This is a genomic window from Streptomyces sp. NPDC046939, assembly GCF_040644575.1.
Classification (GTDB): Bacteria; Actinomycetota; Actinomycetes; order Streptomycetales; family Streptomycetaceae; genus Streptomyces.
On sequence record NZ_JBEYWV010000019.1, the window covers coordinates 25,387 to 42,486 of the forward strand.

Genomic DNA, 17,100 nt, shown 5'->3' on the forward strand with positions numbered 1-17,100 from the left:
CCGTCGTCCATGGACCTCACGTACACCGACGAGGAAGAGGAGTTCCGGGCGCGGCTGCGGGAATGGCTCGCCGCCGCCCTGCCGACGCTCCCCGCCAAGCCGTCGCCGGACGACTGGCCCGGACGGCGGGTCTACGACACCGGCTGGCAGCGCAGGCTCCACGACGCCGGGTACGGCGACGTCCACTGGGGCGCCTCGCCGACTGTCCGGCTGATCTTCCTGGAGGAGACGGAGAAGGCGGGCGCCCCGTACGTGGGCGCCAACTTCGTCGGCCTCCTGCACGCCGGGCCGACCGTCGCCGCCGAGGGCAGCGCGGTGCAGCGCGAGCGCTGGCTGGGACCGATCCTGCGCGGCGACGAGGTGTGGTGCCAGGGGTTCAGCGAGCCGGACGCCGGGTCCGACCTCGCGGCGCTGCGGACGCGCGCGGTGCGCGACGGCGACACGTACGTCGTCGACGGCTCCAAGCTCTGGACCTCCCACGCCGAGGTCGCCGACTGGTGCGAGCTGCTCGTCCGCACCGACCCCGACGCGCCCAGGCACCGCGGCATCTCCTGGCTGGCCATGCCGATGCACGCGCTCGGGATCACCGTCCGGCCACTGCGCACGCTCGCCGGGTCCACGGAGTTCGCTGAGGTGTTCCTCGACGCCGTACGCGTGCCCGTCGGCAACCGGGTCGGGGCCGAGAACGACGGGTGGCGGGTCACGATGGTCACCCTGTCGTTCGAGCGCGGGACCGCGTTCGTCGGGGAGGTCGTCGCCTGCCGGCGGGTCCTCGGCGAGCTGGCGGCCCACGCGCGCAAGAGCGGGCGGTGGGACGACGCGGTGCTCCGGCGTGAACTGGTGCTTCTCAACGCCGAGTTCAGCGCGCTGTGGCGGCTCATCCAGTGGAACGTGAGCGAGGCGCAGGCCGGTGGGGGTGTGCCCGGCGCCGGCGGGTCCGTCTTCAAGCTGCGGTACTCGCACGCGCGGCAGCGGCTCTACGACGCCGCCGCGCAGGTGCTCGGTGGCGCCGCCGCGCTCGACGCCGGACAGGAGTGGACCCGCGACCGGCTGTCCTCGCTGTCGTACACGATCGCGGCCGGTACGTCGCAGATCCAGCGCAACATCGTCGCCGAACGCCTCCTCGGCCTGCCCAAGGAGCCGCACGCGGGCGGGGGAGGGGCCTGACATGGACTTCCGGCTGTCGGCCGAGCAGACGGCGCTGCGGGACGGGTTGCGGGAGCTCCTCGCCCGCCGCTTCGGACGCGACGCCCTGCGGGACGTGGTGGACCGGCCCCGCCTCGACCGCGCCCTGTGGCGGGAGCTGGGGGCGGCGGGCCTGTTCGCGCTCCGCCTCCCCGAGTCCCGGGGCGGCACCGGCCTCGGCCTCCCGGAGGCCGTCGTGCTCTTCGAGGAATGCGGCCGATCACTGCTCCCCGGCCCACTCGTGGCGACGTTCCTCGCGGCGGGCGAGGTGGCCGGGGCGGAGCGCGGGGAGGTGGTCGTGACGGAGGTGAGCGGGGGGCTCGTGCCGTGGCTGGAGGCGGCCGATGTGGTGCGGGGGGTGCCGACGGGTGGCGCGTCCTTGAACGCGGTCGGTTCCGACGGCTCTGTTGGGGACGTCGGTTCTGCCGCGGAGGTCGGCTCTGTCGTGGACACCGGCTCTGTCGCGGACGTCAACCTCGTCGCGGACGCTGACTCCGGCGCGTTCGCCGCCGTAGCCGTCCGCTCCGTCGATCCGCTCACGCCGTTGCACGTCGTGGCGGATCGCGCCGGTCCGGTCTGCGCTGAGCGGCGGTTGCTGTACGCCGCTGAGCAGCTCGGGTCCGCCGGGCGGACCCTGGACATGGCCGTGCAACACGCGCGGCAGCGGCAGCAGTTCGGGCGGGCCGTCGGGGGCTTCCAGGCAATAAAACACCTGTGCGCCGACATGCTCGTACGGGTCGAGATGGCTCGCGTCGCGGTGTATGCCGCCGCCGTCACCGGCGACCCCGTCGAGATCGCCGCAGCCGGGCTGCTCGCCGACGAGGCCGCCGTGCGGGGGGCCCGCGACTGCCTCCAGGTGTACGGCGGCATGGGCTTCACCTGGGACGCCGACGTCCATCTGCATCTGAAGCGGGCCTGGGTGCGCGCCGAGTTGGCGGGTGGCGCGCGGGCCGCGGAGGAGACGCTCGCCGCCGCCCTGGGCATGCCTTGAGGAAGGGTGTACGCACAGTGACCGCGCGTCGATACCGGGTTGTGTCCTTCGGGATGCTCGTCACGGCGCGGAGTCGGCCGTCGGCTCCGGTACCTTGTGGCAGATGCGAGTGGTGCTGAACCCCGGCGAAGGTGTCGGCGTCGCCTCCGAGGCGGCTCCGAAACCAGGGATGTGTGCCGCTCGCAGCGCAGGACGGAGCTGCATGCCCGCCTGTTCGAGCCCCCGCGAGACGCGTCGCACAGTATGCCGCACGCGTACTCCTTCGCGCTGGAATATGCCCGAAGCGCTTGTTGGGGTGACTGTACGTCAACCATGCTGTGCAGCGACGGGATCACGGACCGTGATCCTCGGCAGTGTCCAGGATGGTCAGTGGCGAGAGGCAGAACTCCAGCGGTCCCGCCGGATTCGGATGGTGTGAGCGGTGCAGGTGCTTCAGGTTCAGTTGGATGTCGGGGCGGACCCCGCGGAAGTGGGACGGGCCCGCAAGTGGGTGCGTTCCCGCCTCGCAGGTTCCGGGATACAGGACGACGAGCCGCTGGCCGAGACGCTGATCCTGCTCGTCTCCGAACTGGTCACGAACGCCGTCGTGCACACCGGCCGGCCCGCCGTGCTCCGCATGGTGCTGCCCGGGGTGCGGGAGCAGTGTCCGGGCACGGTGCGCGTGGAGGTCGCCGACGCCAGCGCCCGGCCGCCGACGCCCCGGCACGCGGACCGCGAGGAGACCAACGGGCGGGGCCTGGAACTCGTCGAGGGGCTCGCCGACCGGTGGGGCTGGCAGCCCGAGGGCGGCGGCAAGGCCATCTGGTGCGAGCTGGACCGGTGCGCGGGGGCTGTCGTGGGTGGCGTGGGCGCGTACGGCGGGGCGGCGTTCGAGGCCGTCTGAGTGCGCGGGCCCTGCTGGGAGCGCGTCCAGTCGGCCGTGCCGGGCGTACGTACCGGGGCCGGGGCGGCCGTGCGCCGGGTCCGCACCCGGCCTGTGCTTCCGTGCGCGTCCGGAGGATTTGCCGCATTAACCGCAAATACCCGGAAGGGTGTTGACGCGCGGTGTCCGTTTGATCACGCTATTGGGCAGCGATTCGCTGTGAGGGGACGTCGAGGGCCGTTGTGACGGTGGCCCTTGGCGAGAGTCCGGATCGTTGCCGTGGAGGTGCTCTGACCGCGTGCTTTACGCGGATCTCAGAGCACCGCCACCGGGGCCACCGGGGTGCCGGTCGCCCCCTTGAAGGGCTCCGGCATCGCCGAGAGGAAGAACGCGTACCGCTTCTCTTCTCCACAGGCTGTGGACAAGTTCTCCAGATTCCAGTTCTGGCCCTGGAGCATCCCCATCTCGACGAGGTGGAGCGCGTGCACCGGGAGCCACAGGTTCTCCACCTCCGGCGGGAAGATCTCGAAGGTGAGGGTGTCGTTCGCGACCGCCGCCACGTCACGGGCGTGGAACCACTCCGGAGTGCGCAGCGACAGGCCCGGTGACGGGTAGGCGTAGCCGTTCTTGTCGCCCGCCAGATACACCCGGACCTGGCCCGTGCGGACCAGCACGACGTCGCCCGCGCGGACCGTCACCCCGCCGAACTCCGCCGCCTCGTCCAGGTCCTCGGGCGTCACGGCGTGGTCACCCGGCAGGCGGTCCACGCCCTTCGCGGCCGCCACGTCGAGGAGCACACCGCGCGAGACGACGTACGGGGCCTTGTCGATGCCGCTGAACTCGGCGCCGCCGTGCGCCGTGATCGTGTCCGCGGGGCGGCCGTTGTAGAGGTGGCCCGAGTGCGACACGTGGGTCAGCGCGTCCCAGTGCGTGGCCGCCTGCAGCCCCATCGTCACAGCGTCGTCGCTGGTGGCGACCGTGTCCGGGCCGAAGACGCACTGGTTGATCTGGACCATCGTGTGCAACGGGTTGATCCGGCCCGGGATCAGGCCCGACTGGACGCCGTCCTGCTGGAGGGGGAGCGCGAGGGGGACGCGGCGGCCCGTACGGATCTCCGCCGCCGCACGGCGGACCGTGTCGTCCGTGATCAGGTTCAGGGTCCCCGTCTCGTCGTCCTTCCCCCAACGGCCCCAGTTGTTGACGCGCTTCGCGATCTCGTGGAACTCGGCGGGCAGCGGCATCGAGGGCCTCCCGGGTCTTGCGTTCCCGTATCTGACGGGCCGTAGAATCTGCGGCGTCGCTCAATCTAACGGGTCGTCAGAAACCGCGGGAAGGGGACGGGCGTGGGGGACTTCCTGGCCGGCAAGGTCATCGCCGTGACGGGCGCCGGACGCGGCATCGGGCGGGCGGTCGCACTCGCGTGCGCGGCGGAGGGCGCGCGGGTCGTCGTCAACGACTACGGGGTCGGCGTGGAGGGCGCCGAGCCCACGTCCGAGGTCGCGGCGGCCGTCGTCAAGGAGATCGAGGCGGCGGGCGGGGCCGCCGTCGCGGTCGCCGACGACGTCTCCACCATGGAAGGGGGACAACGGGTCGTCGACGCGGCCGTGCACGAGTTCGGGCGGCTCGACGGGGTCGTCTGCGTCGCCGGGATCCTGCGGGAACGGATGCTCTTCAACATGTCCGAGGAGGAGTGGGACGCGGTCGTCGCCACGCATCTGAAGGGGACGTTCACCGTGTTCCGGGCCGCCTCCCGCGTCCTGCGGAAGCAGGGGGGCGGTGGGGCTCTGATCGGGTTCACCAGCGGGAATCATCAAGGCTCTGTCGCTCAGGCCAACTACAGCGCCGCGAAGGGCGGGATCATCTCGCTGGTGCGCAGCGCCGCCCTGGGGCTGCACAAGTACGGGGTGATCGCCAATGCCGTCGCGCCCGTCGCCCGTACGCGGATGTCGGCCGCCGTCCCCATGGAGTTGAAGGAGATCGGGGAGCCCGAGGACGTCGCCGCCTTCGTCGTGTACCTGCTGAGCGAGCGGGCCCGGGAGGCGGGGGTCACCGGGCAGGTCTACACCGTCGCCGGGCCGAAGATCGCGTTGTGGGCGCAGCCTCGGGAGGTGCGGGCCGTGTACGCGGACGGGCCATGGACCCCGGAGCGCGTCGCCGAGGTGCTGCCGGGGAGTGTGGGGAGTGAGCCCATGCCGATGCTCTCCGTTCTGGGGGAGATAACGCGGGCTGCTGCCGCTGGGGAGCGGCCCAATCAGTGAACGGTGAGTTATGAGGGGTGGGTGGGCTCGTGGAGTTCGGGTTCGGGGTTGAGGACGCGGCGTTTCGGGGTGAGGTGCGGGGGTGGCTTTCTTCGCGGCTTGTGGAATTTGGTGGGGAGGGTGCGGTTTCCTTTGCTCAGCGGCGTGCGTGGGAGCGGGAGTTGGGGCGGGGCGGGTGGATCGGGCTCGGGTGGGGGCGGGGTGGGTTCGGGAACCGGGTGGCGAGTCTGACCCAGCAAGTTGTCTGGGCCGAGGAGTACGCCGCCGCCCGGGCTCCTGGGCGGTGCGGGCACATCGGGGAGAACCTGCTCGCTCCCACGTTGCTGATGCATGGGAGCGGCGCGCAGCAGGAGCGGTTCCTGCCCGGGATCGCGCGGGGTGAGGAGTTGTGGTGCCAGGGGTACAGCGAGCCCGGCGCCGGGTCCGATCTGGCGTCGGTGCGGACCGCCGCCGTACGCGGAGACGATGGGCGGTGGCGGGTCAGCGGGCAGAAGGTGTGGACCTCGCTCGCGCACGAAGCCGACTGGTGTTTCGTGCTGGCCCGTACGGAGGCCGGGGCCCGGCGGCACCGGGGGCTCTCGTTCCTGCTCGTTCCCATGGATCAGCCCGGGGCGATCGAGGTGCGGCCCATTCGGCAGTTGACCGGGGAGTGCGAGTTCAACGAGGTCTTCTTCGACGGGGCCCTTGCCGCTGACGTCGTGGGGGACGTGGGGGGTGGCTGGGCTGTCGCCATGGGGTTGCTCGGGGTCGAGCGTGGGGTTTCGACGCTGGCGCAACAGGTGGGGTTCGCTGAGGAGTTGCGGCGCGTTGTCGGCGCGGCTGTGAGGAGTGGGGCCGTCGAGGATTCCGTGGTGGCCGGGGAGTGTGTGCGGCTGTGGGCCGAACTGCGGGTCATGCGGTGGAACGCCCTGCGGATGCTGGGCGGCGGGCAGGTGGGGGGTGCCTCCAGCGTGTCCAAGCTGTTGTGGGGGCGGTGGCATCAGCGGCTCGGGGAGCTCGCCGTGCGGGTGCTCGGGCCGGCGGGGGGTGTCGGGCCCTCCGACTGGTCCGCCCGCGCTCCCTATCGGCTCAGGGAGGAGCAGCGGCTCTTTCTGTTCAGCCGCGCCGACACCATTTACGGCGGGGCCGACGAGATTCAGCGCACCATCATCGCCGAGCGGGTGCTCGGCCTGCCCAGGGAGGCGATGCCGTGAGGGGTGTGCTGTTCGACGGGCGGCGGGTCGAGGTGGTTGACGATCTTGCGGTGCGGCAGCCTCTTGCCGGGGAAGTGCTGGTGCGGGTGGTCGCCGCCGGGCTGTGTCACTCCGATCTGAGCGTGGTCGACGGGACCATTCCGTTTCCCCGGCCTGTTGTGCTCGGGCATGAGGGGGCGGGGGTCGTCGAGGTCGTGGGGAGCGGGGTCACTCATGTGCGGATCGGGGATCATGTCGCTCTTTCCACGCTGGCCAACTGTGGGGTGTGCGCGGAGTGCGATCGGGGGCGGCCCACCATGTGCCGGAAAGCCATTGGGGCGCCTGGGCGGCCGTTCTCGCGGGGTGGGGAGTCTATTTATCAGTTCGCCTCCAATTCGGCTTTTGCTGAGCGGACTGTGGTGAAAGCTGTTCAGGCCGTCAAGATTCCGGAGGAGATTCCGTTGACCTCCGCGGCGTTGATGGGGTGCGGGGTGCTCACCGGGGTGGGGGCCGTGCTGAATCGGGCGCGGGTCGATCGGGGGGACTCCGTTGTGGTCATCGGGGCCGGTGGCGTCGGGCTGAACGTGTTGCAGGGGGCCCGGATTGCTGGGGCGTTGCGGATTGTCGCTGTCGATGCCAATCCGGAGAAGGAGCGTGCGGCCCGGCTTTTCGGGGCCACGGAGTTTCTGACCGACGTGGGGGACGTGCGGGGGGTTCTGCCCGAAGGGGCCGATCACGTCTTCGAGTGTGTCGGGCGGGTGGAGCTGGTGCGGGCCGCGATCGAGCTGCTGGACCGGCATGGGCAGGCTGTGTTGCTCGGGGTGCCCGCGGCTGATGCGGAGGCTTCTTTTGTGCCTGCCGCGTTGTTCCTCGACAAGTCGGTGCTCGGGTGTCGGTACGGGTCGTCCCGGCCGCAGCGGGACATTCGGCTGTACGCCGAGTTGTATCGGGAAGGGCGGCTGCTTCTTGATGAGCTGGTTACCCGGGTCTATCCGGTGGAGGAGTTTGGTGTGGCTGCCGCGGATGCGGTGGCTGGGCGGGTTGCTCGGGGGGTTCTTGTGTTTTGAGCCTGTGCCTCTGGTCATGCGCAATGAATGGAGGGTGGCCGTCTGGGGTTGCAGAGCGGCTTTCCCGCGTCTCCGACAGGTGCCTAGATGGGTACGGGGCCGCCCGGGGCATGTCCGTGCTCGCCATCTTGATGGCATCGCCGGCTGCTTCGCGCTTCCTTACCGCGTGAACTGTGCTGCGCGCGCACATGCCCCGACCGGCCCCTCCCGTCTCGTACGCGGGTGCCGGTGCGTTTTCCCTTACGTCGTTGTCGTCGACCTGAATGTTCTGCGGTAGGTCGTCGGGGTCACCCCCACTGTTGCTTGCAAGTGCTGGCGCATCGACTGGGGTGTGCCGAAGCCCGCGTCCCTGGCCACCTGGTCGATCGAGAGGGTCGAGGTCTCCAGGAGGTGGCGGGCCCGTTCCACTCGCTGGCGGGTGAGCCACTGGCCGGGGCTGATGCCGGTCTCGTCGCGGAAGCGGCGGGTGAACGTGCGCACCGACATGGATTCCCGCGCTGCCATGTCGCGGAGCTGGATCGGTTCGTGCAGGTGGGCCAGGGCCCAGGCGCGGGCTCTGGTCGTTGTCGCCGACCGGGGGCTCGGCACCGGGCGTTCGATGAACTGGGCCTGGCCGCCGTCCCTGTGCGGGGGGACCACCGTGCGGCGGGCCACGTCGTTGGCGACCGCCGCGCCGTGGTCGCGGCGCACGATGTGCAGGCACAGGTCGATGCCCGCCGCCACGCCGGCGGACGTCAGGACGTCGCCGTCGTCTATGAACAGGACGTCCGCGTCCACCTTGATCGCGGGGAACATGCGCTGGAAGGCCGCCGCGTGGGCCCAGTGCGTCGTCGCCGGGCGGTTGTCCAGGCGGCCCGCCGCCGCGAGGACCCAGCTCCCCGTGCAGATCGACACCAGGCGGGTGCCCGGTCGGATGTGTGCCATCGCCCTGGCGAGGTCCGGGGTCAGGCGGCCCTCCTCGTAGACCGGGCCCAGTTCGTAGGAGGCCGGGACGATCACCGTGTCCGCGGTGGCCAGGGCCTCCGGGCCGTGTTCCAGGAGGATCGCGAAGTCCGCGTCCGTGCGGACCGTGCCGGGGGCGCGGACCGCGCAGGTGACGACGGAGTAGAGGGGGGCGCCGTCCTCGGTCCTCGCGCGGCCGAAGATGCGTTGCGGAATGCCCAGTTCGAACGGGATCACTCCGTCCAGGGCCAGTACGGCTACGCGATGCATGGCCCGATCCTAGCGAAGGGTGGCAGTCGGGCCACTCGATCAGGGGCGAGGGCGTGGCGGAAAGTTGGGGGGTGACGACGACGCAGACGCAGCAATCCGTTCCGCTCCGCTCCGGGCGCCGGCCCCATCGGGCCTGGGGCGTCGCCGCTGTCACATTTGTGACGATCATCGGCGCCGCCGCCTTCGCTTCTTTGCCCGGGCTGCTCATCGAGCCGCTGCACGACGAGTTCGACTGGTCGCGGGGGACCATCGGGTTCGCCGTCTCCGTCAACCTCGCCCTGTACGGCGTCACCGCCCCGTTCGCCGCCGCCCTCATGGACCGGTTCGGGATCCGGCGGGTGGTGGCCGCCGCTCTCGTCGTCATCTCGGCCGGGTCGCTGCTGACCGTCTGGATGAGCGCGGCCTGGCAGCTCGTGCTGTGCTGGGGGGTGCTGGTCGGTCTCGGCAGCGGGGCGATGGCCCTGGCGTTCGCCGCCACCGTCACCAACCGGTGGTTCGTCGCCCGGCGGGGGCTCGTCACCGGGCTGCTGACCGCCGCGGGGGCTTCCGGGCAGCTCGTCTTCCTGCCGCTGCTGGCGTGGATCGTCGAGGAGCATCAGTGGCGGCCCGCCGCCGTCACCGTCGCGGTCGCGGCCGTGGCCGTGGTGCCGTTCGTCTGGCTTTTCCTGCGGGACCATCCTGCTGATGTCGGGGTCGCTCCCTATGGCGCGTCCGAGTTCGTTGCCAAGCCCGCTCCTGTCGCCGGGGCCGCCCGGCGGGCCGTCACCGTGTTGGTGAGGGCCGCTCGTACGGGGCCGTTCTGGCTGCTCGCCGGGACCTTCGCCATCTGTGGTGCCTCGACCAACGGGCTCGTCAAGACGCACTTCGTGCCCGCCGCCCACGATCACGGCATGCCGGTGCCTGCGGCTGCCTCGTTGCTTGCCGTCATCGGCGTCTTCGATGTTGTCGGCACCATCGCCAGTGGATGGTTCACCGACCGGTTCGAGGCGCGGCGGCTGCTCGCGGGGTACTACGCGCTGCGGGGGATCTCGCTGCTGTTCCTGCCGATCCTGCTGGCGCCCAGTGTGCATCCGCCGATGGTGTTCTTCGTGGTCTTCTACGGGCTCGACTGGGTTGCCACCGTGCCGCCCACTATTGCTCTCTGTCGTGAGCACTACGGGGATGACAGCGCCATTGTTTTTGGGTGGGTGCTCGCTTCTCATCAGGTGGGGGCCGCTGTCGTTGCCTTTCTCGGGGGGCTCGCGCGGGATGTCTTTGGGGACTATGACGTCGTCTGGTACGCCGCCGGGGCGCTTTGTGCGGTCGCCGCTCTCATGTCCCTCGTCATCCGGCGGGGGGCGCTCGTCACTCGCTGAGGCGCGTGAAGCGGCCCCGGTGGAAGAGCAGGGGCGTGCGGTCCTCGGCGTGGGTGCCTAGGGCGGTGACCCTGCCGACGACGATGAGGTGGTCGCCGCCCGTGTGGACCGCGTGGATCGCGCAGTCGATCCACGCCGCCGCTCCGTCCAGCCGCGGCGAACCCGACACCGGGGCCGCGCTGTAGCCGACGCCCGCGTACTTGTCGGCCCCGCTGACGGCGAACGCCCGGCACAGCTCGTCCTGGTTCGCGCTCAGTACGTTGACGCAGAAGACGCCCGCGCGGGCGATCCGCGGCCACGTCGTCGACGTACGCGCCACCATGAACGCCACCAGCGGCGGGTCCAGGGAGAGCGACGCGAAGGACTGGCAGGCGAAGCCCGCCGGGCTCTCACCCGGGGGCGCCGCCGTGATGACCGTGACGCCCGTCGCGAACGTGCCGAGGACGCGGCGGAACTCGGCCGGGTCGACCGGGGCGCGTTCGTCCTCGCCCACCGCCCGCAGCTCGGGGCGGGGGAGGGCGTCCACGGGGCCCGCCGTGGTCGGGGAGCCGACCGACCTCAGGTACCGGACGACCGAGGCCGCCATGCCCGCGTGTCCCATCATGTCCGCCAGTAGAGCTGACGGGGCGTCAGATGGGAAGGGTCAGCGGCCCTCGAAATGCGGGCGGCGGCGTTCCACGAAGGCGGCCACGCCCTCCCGCGCGTCGTGTGTGCCCATGTTCAGCTCCTGTGCCGTCGCCTCCGCCGCGAACGCCGTGGCCCGGTCCGTGCAGAGCGAGGCGTTCACCAGGTGCTTGGTGAGCGCCAGGGCCCGGGTCGGGCCCGCCGCCAGGCGTTCCGCCCACTCCCGTACGGTTCCGGGCAGTTCGGTGTCCGGGACGACCTTGTTGACCAGGCCCATGCGCTCCGCCTCGGCAGCCGGCAGCGCGTCGCCGAAGAACATCAGCTCCTTCGCGCGCTGCGGGCCGATCAGGCGGGGGAGCAGATGGGCGCCGCCGCCGTCCGGGACCAGGCCGCGCCGGACGAAGACCTCGATGAAGCGGGCCGACTCCGCCGCGACGACCAGGTCGCAGGCGAACGCCAGATGCGCGCCCAGGCCGGCCGCCGTGCCGTTGACCGCCGCGATCACCGGCTTCTCGCAGTCGAGCACCGCGGCGATCAGGCGCTGGGCGCCCTGGCGGATCGTGCGGGAGACGTCGCCCGTCGGGCGGGGGGCGGGGCTCGCCGGTTGATCGCGGAGGTCCGCGCCCGCGCAGAATCCCCTGCCCGTCGCCGTCAGGACGACCGCGCGTGTCTGTGGGCTGGAGGAGGCTTCCTCCAGGAGCGCTATGAGACGGTTCCGCTGGTCCCGGGTGACGGCGTTCAGGGTCTCCGGGCGGTTCAGCGTGATCCACGAGACGTTGTTCTCCGTGGCGTGCAGTACCGGAGGAGCGGGGGGCATGAGGGTCCTGTTCTGTGTCAGTGGCAGACGGCCAGCGCGTCCAGGGCCACCGCGCCCTGGCCGCGCTCCAGGACCATCAGCGGGTTGATGTCCAGCTCCGCCAGGTCCTCGCCCAGTTCGAGGGCCATGCGCTGGACGCGCAGGACCACCTCGACCAAGGCGTCCAGGTCCGCGGGCGGCGCTCCCCGCACCCCGTCGAGCAGGGCGCGGCCGCGCAGCCCGTCGAGCGCCGCGCGGGCCTGGGGCTCGCCGAAGGGCGGTACGCACACCGCCGTGTCCCGCAGGACCTCCACGAGTACGCCGCCCAGGCCGACCGTCACCGTCGGGCCGAACAGGTCGTCGTGCGCCACCCCCACGACCATCTCGACGCCGCGCTCGACCATCTGGCAGACCAGGACGCCGTCCAGGTCGATGCCCTCGTAGCGGGCGATGTCGGCCAGGTCGCGGTAGGCGTCCCTGACCTGGCTCGCCGAGGTCAGGCCGATCTTGACCAGGCCGAGCTCCGACTTGTGCGCGAGCTGGGGCGCCGAGGCCTTCATCACCACCGGGTAGCCGACGAGGGAGGCCGCTCGTACCGCCGCCGCGGCGCTGGTCACGAGCTGTTCGCGCGGTACGCGGATGCCGTACGCCCGCAGCAGTTGCTTCGCCGCGTGTTCGCTGAGCCGCCCGCCGGGGCGCAGCAGGGCCCGCGCCTTGCGGAAGGAGGGGGACGGGGTGCGCGGGGCCTCGTCGAAGGGGGAGCGGTAGGCGGCCCGGAAGCGGTGGTGGTCCAGGTAGGCGCGGATCGCCGTGACGCAGTTCGCGAAGGTGCGGAAGGTGGCCAGCCGGGAGGAGCCGAGGAGCGTCTCGCGGTATGCGGGCTCCGTGCCGACGGGTGAGCCCCATACGACGCAGATCAGTTTGTCCGTGTGCTCGGCCGCGTCCACCAGGTCCCGCGCCAGCTTGTCGCTCAGCGGGGGGAACGGGCCCGTGATGGGGCAGACCAGGACGCCGATGGACGGGTCGGCGAGGAGCGCGTCGATGATCTTCCGGCCCCGCTCGTCGCCGACCGGGTGGCCGCCGCTGTCCACCGGGTTCGCCACGCTCAGATAGTCCGGGATCCACTGGTGCAGCTCCGCCTGCTTCGGCTCCGGGAGCGGTGGCAGGTTCAGGCCCGCCGCTGTCGCCAGGTCCGCGAAGTGGGCTCCCGTGCCGCCGGATATCGAGTACACGGCCACCCCGTCCGCCTGCGGCGGCCTCGCGCGGGCGAGCAGCGCCGCCGTGTCCTGGAGTTCGTCCAGGCCGTCCACGCGGACGACGCCGAACTGGCGCATCGCCGCGTCCACCACCGAGTCCGCGCCCGTGAGCTTCCCGGTGTGCGAGGCGGCCGTGCGGGCGCCCGTCTCCGTGCGGCCCACCTTGACCGCGATGACGGGCACGCCCGCGCACGCGGCCCGGTCGGCGGCCAGGAGAAAGGAGCGGCCGTCCTTCAGGCCCTCTATGTAGGCGGCGATCGCGCCGACCTCGGGCCGGTGCGCGAAGTAGGAGAGGAAGTCGGCGGTCTCCAGGTCGGCCTCGTTGCCCGTCGGGGCCCAGTGCGAGAGGCGGACACCCAACTCCTGGAGGGCGAAGACGGGGCGGCCTTGGTGTCCCGACTGCGTGATGAGTGCGATGGCCGGGCCTTCGAGGTCGTCGCGGAAGTGCTCGAAGGCGTTGAGGTTGGTGTTCGGGCCCAGGAGGCGCATTCCCGAGCGTTCGACCGCCTCCGTGAGGCGCCGCTGTGCCGCCGCGCCCTCGGCGCCCGTCTCCGCGAACCCCGAGGCGAAGGCGACCGCGTACCGCACCTTCGCGTCCGCCAGTTGCTCGATCACGGGCAGCGGGTCCGCGACGAGGAGCACCGCCAGGTCGACCTGGACCGGCAGCTCCGGCACGGACGGGGAGCAGGGCAGCCCGAAGACCGTCTCGCGGGTGGGGTTCACGGGGTACAGGCGCGCGCCGACCCGCTCCGCCCAGCGCGTCAACTGACGGGTGATGCCCGTGTTGGGGCGGCCCTCGGCGTCCGACGCCCCGACGACGGCCACGGTCTCGGGGCGGAAGAAGCGGTCCAGGTCCGGTACGTCGCGGTGCAGCGGGCGCCCGCTGACGTCGCGGTCGTCGCCGCCCGCCGTGCCGTGCACGGCGGGTCCGGGCCGCTCGCCGCAGGCGATCACGCGGGCCCGGCGGGCGTCGGTGGTCAGGGTGCCGTAGGTCGATCCAAGCATCGGTCCGCCCGCTCCTGTGTGACAGCGACGACGAGAAGCAACTGACGCACAGTCAGGTTACTGAACTGACGCTTCGTCAGGAACAGGCGTGCGGGTAAAGGTGTCCGGCTCGGGGACGGGTTCTAGCGTGGTGCCTTCGCGAGCGCCTTGCCTATGCGCTCCGCGTCCAGGGCCAGTTCGCGGAGCATGCCGCTGATCGGGTTCGTGTAGCCGGTGAAGTAGAGGCCGGGGGCCGAGGGCAGGGTGCGGCGGCCGTGCGGGCGCGGGCGGCCGGTGACCGGGTCGAGGACGTCGAGGTGGCCGACCAGGTCGCGCAGGCCGTGGTCGTAGCCCGTCGCCGCGATCACCGTGTCCGGGGCCAGGCGCGTGCCGTCGGCGAGGACGACCTCCGTCTTCTCGAAGGACTCGACCGCCGCCACGGGCTCGACCCGGCCCGCCCGCACCGCCGCGATCAGCCCCACGTCCTGCACCGGGATGGCGCCCGCGCGGGCCCGCGAGTACAGGCCCGTGTCCGGGCGCGGCAGCCCGTGCGCCGACAGGTCCGGCACGCTGAGCCTCGCCAGCGGGCGGGCCATCTTGTCGACGAGCCGCACCGGCAGGCGGCGGCAGAGGATGCCGGTGCGCTGGGCCGGCCAGCCGAGCGTGGAGCGGCGCACGATGTGCGGTGCGGTGCGCACGGCCAGGCGGACGCGCGCGGCGCCGCCCTCGGCCAGGTCGACGGCGATCTCGGCCCCGGTGTTGCCGACGCCGACGACGAGCACGTCCTGGCCCGCGTACGGGCCGGGGGCGCGGTACTCGCTCGCGTGCAGCAGATGCCCGGCGTAGGTGTCGGCGCCCGGCCAGTCGAGCAGGCGCGGGGTGTGGTTGTAGCCGGTGGCGACGACCACGGCGGTCGCCGTCAGTTCACGGCCGCCGGTCGCCCGCAGCAGCCATCCGGCGCCGTCGGGCGCGCGGTCGACGCGAGTGACCTCGACCCCGGTCACCACCTCCAGGTCGTGGTGCTCGGCGTACTTCTCCAGGTAGCGCACGACGTCGTCGCGCGCGACCCAGCGGCCGAAGCGGCGCGGCATCGGCAGCCCGGGCAGGGCGGAGAGGCGGCGCGTGGTGTGCAGGTGGAGGCGGTCGTAGTGGCGGCGCCAGGAGGCGCCGACCCGGTCCGACTTCTCCAGGACGACGGCCCGGACGCCGTGTGCCTGCAAGCCGGCGGCCGCCGCGAGGCCGCCGGGTCCGCCGCCGATCACGTACACGGGCGGACGCTCATGGCTGCGGGCGGCTTGTGGAGGTGTGGGGGCGGTCATGTGCGGGAGCGTAATCGCGCGGTCACTTGATGGGTCTCGGTCAAGACCGGAATCGGTTGCGAATCGATCACGAAGGAGGGGCGGGTACGCGTACGGGCTCTTGCGGGCCCGGCGCCGGTGCGCTGAACTGACGTACCGTCAGAAAGCAGCGGTTCGCACACCGGGCGGGAGGCGGCTGACGCGCATGGACGCGATAGGGCTCAGCGGCGCCGAATGGTTCGCCGTGCTCCGCATCGGCCTCGGCCTGTGGTGGCTGGAGAGCTGGCGGCACAAGGACAAGAAGGGGTGGTTCGAGCGCGGCACCGGGATCGCCTGGGCGGCGGACGTGGCGGAAAAACACCGCTGGAACGCCGTGCGCAGCGGCTTCGACCTCGTCGTCAGGCCCCGGCCGAGGACCATGGCGTACGTCGTCGTCTACGCCGAACTCGCGCTCGGGCTCGGCCTCGTGCTCGGGTTCCTGACGCCCGTCGCGCTCGTCGGCGGGCTGCTGCTCAACCTCCTGTACTTCACCCTCATGATCCACGACTGGGCCGAGCAGGGGCAGAACGCGATGATGGCGCTCATCTCGGTCGTCGCACTGTTCGCCGTGGCCTGGCAGAGCTGGTCGCTCGACGCCGCGCTGGGGCTGTTCCGATGAGCCCGGCCGCGCGGTCCGACGTCCCCGAGGCCGACGCCTTCACCCGGACCTACTGGGACGCCTGCGCCGAGGGGCGGCTGCTCCTGCGGCAGTGCGACGCGTGCGGGCGGGCGCACCACTACCCGCGCGAGTTCTGCCCGTACTGCTGGAACGACGACCCCGGGACCGTGCGGTGGCGGGCCGCGAGCGGGCGGGCCGTGCTCTACACGTGGTCCGTCGTCCACCGCAACGACCTGTCGCCCTTCGGCGAGCGCACCCCGTACGTGGCCGCCGTCGTCGACCTCGCCGAAGGGCCCCGGATGATGACCGAGGTCGTGGAGTGCGCGGAGGGGGAGCTGCGGGTCGGGATGGAGCTGGAGGTCTCCTTCCGCGAGGACGACGGCGGCGGGTTCACCGTCCCCGTCTTCCGGCCCGCCGCGCGGCGCTGAGGGAGCCCCTCAGGGCCAGAGCAGCTCCTTGGCCCAGGCGCCGTCCTCTCGCTCGGTGTACCTCAGGCGTACGTGGCGGCGGCGGGCGTCGCCCTGGAAGAACTCCACCTCGCGCGGCAGCAGTTCGTACACCGTCCAGGACGGCACCGGCGCGTCCGGCTCCCGCTCCGCCCGCGCCCAGGCGTCCTCCGAGGCGCGGACCAGGACGTCGTACGAGGGCAGGTGCGCGCTCTGGTGGCCGGTCAGGGCCGAGGCGAGGGCACCGGTCGAGCGGACGTGCAGGTCCGCGTGCGCGACCTCCGGCGGCGCCGTGCGGACCGGGCCGCGCAGCCGCACCTGGCGGCCCTGCGCCGGCCAGTAGAAGTGCAGCGCGGCGAACGGGCGCGCGGCGAGCTGGCGGCCCTTTGCGCTGTCCGCGTGCGAGGCGAAGTGCAGGGCGCGGGCGTCGGCGCCGTGCAGCATCACCGTACGGGCGTCGGGGTTGCCGTCCGCGTCCGTCGTGGCCAGGGTCGGGGTGTGCGGTTCGCTCTGGCCCGCCGCGACGGCCGCCGCGAACCACTCCGCGAAGAGCCGCAGAGGCGCCTCCGGCGCGGTCGCCGGGTCGAAGACGGGCAGCTCGGTGTCCCAGACGCGCAGGGACTTCAGCAGGGGGCGCAGGTCGGGTGTGGGTTCCATGCGTCGATTGTGGCGGGCGCCCGCCATGGTGCCGGGTGCTGCCCGCCACGGTGCCGGGTGCACGTCACCCTGGAGGCCGCACACGTGGACGCCGCGGTCACCGCCTGGGCGTCAGGATGTGTCATCAGCGGGGCGGACGTGGACGGCCGGGGCGCGGCCGTCCTTGCGGGCGCGGCGGCGAGGACCAGACGGCCCCGTGCTGCCGGTGACTGTGTGCCGGGATCATGGACCGTCACCACGTGGTCACCGGCCGGGGGCGCCACCGCCCGCGCCTCCCAC

16 protein-coding genes are annotated in these 17,100 nt (G+C 72.2%); 9 read left to right on the forward strand and 7 right to left on the reverse strand.

What is annotated here, in order from left to right; all coding sequences use genetic code 11:
* The first annotated feature begins 9 nt into the window (after window positions 1–9).
* The 3 genes from ABZ877_RS21265 to ABZ877_RS21275 all read left to right on the forward strand — a co-directional run bounded on the left by ABZ877_RS21265 (window position 10) and on the right by ABZ877_RS21275 (window position 3,059).
* Window positions 10–1,167, forward strand: coding sequence for an acyl-CoA dehydrogenase family protein (locus ABZ877_RS21265; RefSeq protein WP_361073496.1), 1,158 nt, complete (start codon window positions 10–12; stop codon window positions 1,165–1,167).
* A gap of 1 nt (window position 1,168) precedes the next feature.
* Complete coding sequence (locus tag ABZ877_RS21270; RefSeq protein WP_361073498.1) at window positions 1,169–2,176, forward strand: acyl-CoA dehydrogenase family protein; 1,008 nt, start codon at window positions 1,169–1,171, stop codon at window positions 2,174–2,176.
* 421 nt (window positions 2,177–2,597) lie between these two features.
* On the forward strand, window positions 2,598–3,059 hold the full coding sequence (locus tag ABZ877_RS21275) for an ATP-binding protein (protein WP_361073500.1): 462 nt from the start codon (window positions 2,598–2,600) through the stop codon (window positions 3,057–3,059).
* 293 nt (window positions 3,060–3,352) lie between these two features.
* Here ABZ877_RS21275 and ABZ877_RS21280 read toward each other — a convergent pair whose 3' ends face one another.
* On the reverse strand, window positions 3,353–4,279 hold the full coding sequence (locus ABZ877_RS21280; protein ID WP_361073502.1) for a cyclase family protein: 927 nt from the start codon (window positions 4,277–4,279) through the stop codon (window positions 3,353–3,355).
* A gap of 102 nt (window positions 4,280–4,381) precedes the next feature.
* On the opposite strand from ABZ877_RS21280, the gene ABZ877_RS21285 reads away from it, so the two are divergent.
* Genes ABZ877_RS21285 through ABZ877_RS21295 form a run of 3 tightly spaced genes read left to right on the forward strand, consistent with a single transcriptional unit; the run spans window position 4,382 to window position 7,535 of the window.
* Window positions 4,382–5,296 carry an SDR family oxidoreductase gene (locus tag ABZ877_RS21285; protein ID WP_361073504.1) on the forward strand — a complete coding sequence of 305 codons (915 nt, stop codon included), beginning with the start codon at window positions 4,382–4,384 and terminating at the stop codon, window positions 5,294–5,296.
* Between the two features lie 29 nt (window positions 5,297–5,325).
* Entirely contained in the window at window positions 5,326–6,489 is a 1,164-nt protein-coding gene (locus ABZ877_RS21290) for an acyl-CoA dehydrogenase family protein (protein ID WP_361073506.1), read from the forward strand.
* A complete protein-coding gene (locus ABZ877_RS21295) occupies window positions 6,486–7,535 on the forward strand; it encodes an alcohol dehydrogenase catalytic domain-containing protein (RefSeq protein ID WP_361073508.1) in 1,050 nt (349 codons plus the stop codon). The genes ABZ877_RS21290 and ABZ877_RS21295 overlap by 4 nt, the downstream gene beginning before the upstream one ends.
* A 240-nt stretch (window positions 7,536–7,775) precedes the next feature.
* On the opposite strand, the gene ABZ877_RS21300 is transcribed toward ABZ877_RS21295, so the two are convergent.
* Window positions 7,776–8,747 carry a helix-turn-helix domain-containing protein gene (locus ABZ877_RS21300; protein WP_361073510.1) on the reverse strand — a complete coding sequence of 324 codons (972 nt, stop codon included), beginning with the start codon at window positions 8,745–8,747 and terminating at the stop codon, window positions 7,776–7,778.
* Window positions 8,748–8,818: 71 nt separating this feature from the next.
* Between ABZ877_RS21300 and ABZ877_RS21305 the strand changes: the two genes are divergently transcribed.
* Entirely contained in the window at window positions 8,819–10,102 is a 1,284-nt protein-coding gene (locus ABZ877_RS21305) for an MFS transporter (RefSeq protein ID WP_361073512.1), read from the forward strand.
* Here ABZ877_RS21305 and ABZ877_RS21310 read toward each other — a convergent pair.
* The 4 genes from ABZ877_RS21310 to ABZ877_RS21325 all read right to left on the reverse strand — a co-directional run bounded on the left by ABZ877_RS21310 (window position 10,092) and on the right by ABZ877_RS21325 (window position 15,081).
* A complete protein-coding gene (locus tag ABZ877_RS21310) occupies window positions 10,092–10,703 on the reverse strand; it encodes a flavin reductase family protein (protein WP_361073756.1) in 612 nt (203 codons plus the stop codon). The genes ABZ877_RS21305 and ABZ877_RS21310 overlap by 11 nt on opposite strands.
* Window positions 10,704–10,745: 42 nt before the next feature.
* Window positions 10,746–11,543, reverse strand: a complete 798-nt coding sequence (locus tag ABZ877_RS21315) for an enoyl-CoA hydratase-related protein (protein WP_361073514.1) — start codon at window positions 11,541–11,543, stop codon at window positions 10,746–10,748.
* A gap of 17 nt (window positions 11,544–11,560) precedes the next feature.
* Window positions 11,561–13,783: an acetate--CoA ligase family protein gene (locus ABZ877_RS21320; protein ID WP_361073516.1), complete on the reverse strand. Its 2,223-nt coding sequence runs from the start codon at window positions 13,781–13,783 to the stop codon at window positions 11,561–11,563.
* Window positions 13,784–13,905: 122 nt separating this feature from the next.
* A complete protein-coding gene (locus ABZ877_RS21325; protein WP_361073518.1) occupies window positions 13,906–15,081 on the reverse strand; it encodes an NAD(P)/FAD-dependent oxidoreductase in 1,176 nt (391 codons plus the stop codon).
* 184 nt (window positions 15,082–15,265) lie between these two features.
* Here ABZ877_RS21325 and ABZ877_RS21330 point away from each other — a divergent pair, with 184 nt between their 5' ends.
* Together ABZ877_RS21330 and ABZ877_RS21335 are read left to right on the forward strand one after the other, a co-directional pair.
* On the forward strand, window positions 15,266–15,718 hold the full coding sequence (locus tag ABZ877_RS21330) for a DoxX family protein (RefSeq protein ID WP_361073520.1): 453 nt from the start codon (window positions 15,266–15,268) through the stop codon (window positions 15,716–15,718).
* Window positions 15,715–16,146, forward strand: coding sequence for a Zn-ribbon domain-containing OB-fold protein (locus ABZ877_RS21335; protein WP_361073522.1), 432 nt, complete (start codon window positions 15,715–15,717; stop codon window positions 16,144–16,146). Before ABZ877_RS21330 ends, ABZ877_RS21335 begins: the two co-directional genes overlap by 4 nt.
* A gap of 9 nt (window positions 16,147–16,155) precedes the next feature.
* Here the strand turns inward: ABZ877_RS21335 and ABZ877_RS21340 are convergent, their stop codons facing one another.
* Window positions 16,156–16,821, reverse strand: coding sequence for a pyridoxal 5'-phosphate synthase (locus ABZ877_RS21340; protein ID WP_361073524.1), 666 nt, complete (start codon window positions 16,819–16,821; stop codon window positions 16,156–16,158).
* Window positions 16,822–17,100 lie beyond the last annotated feature (279 nt).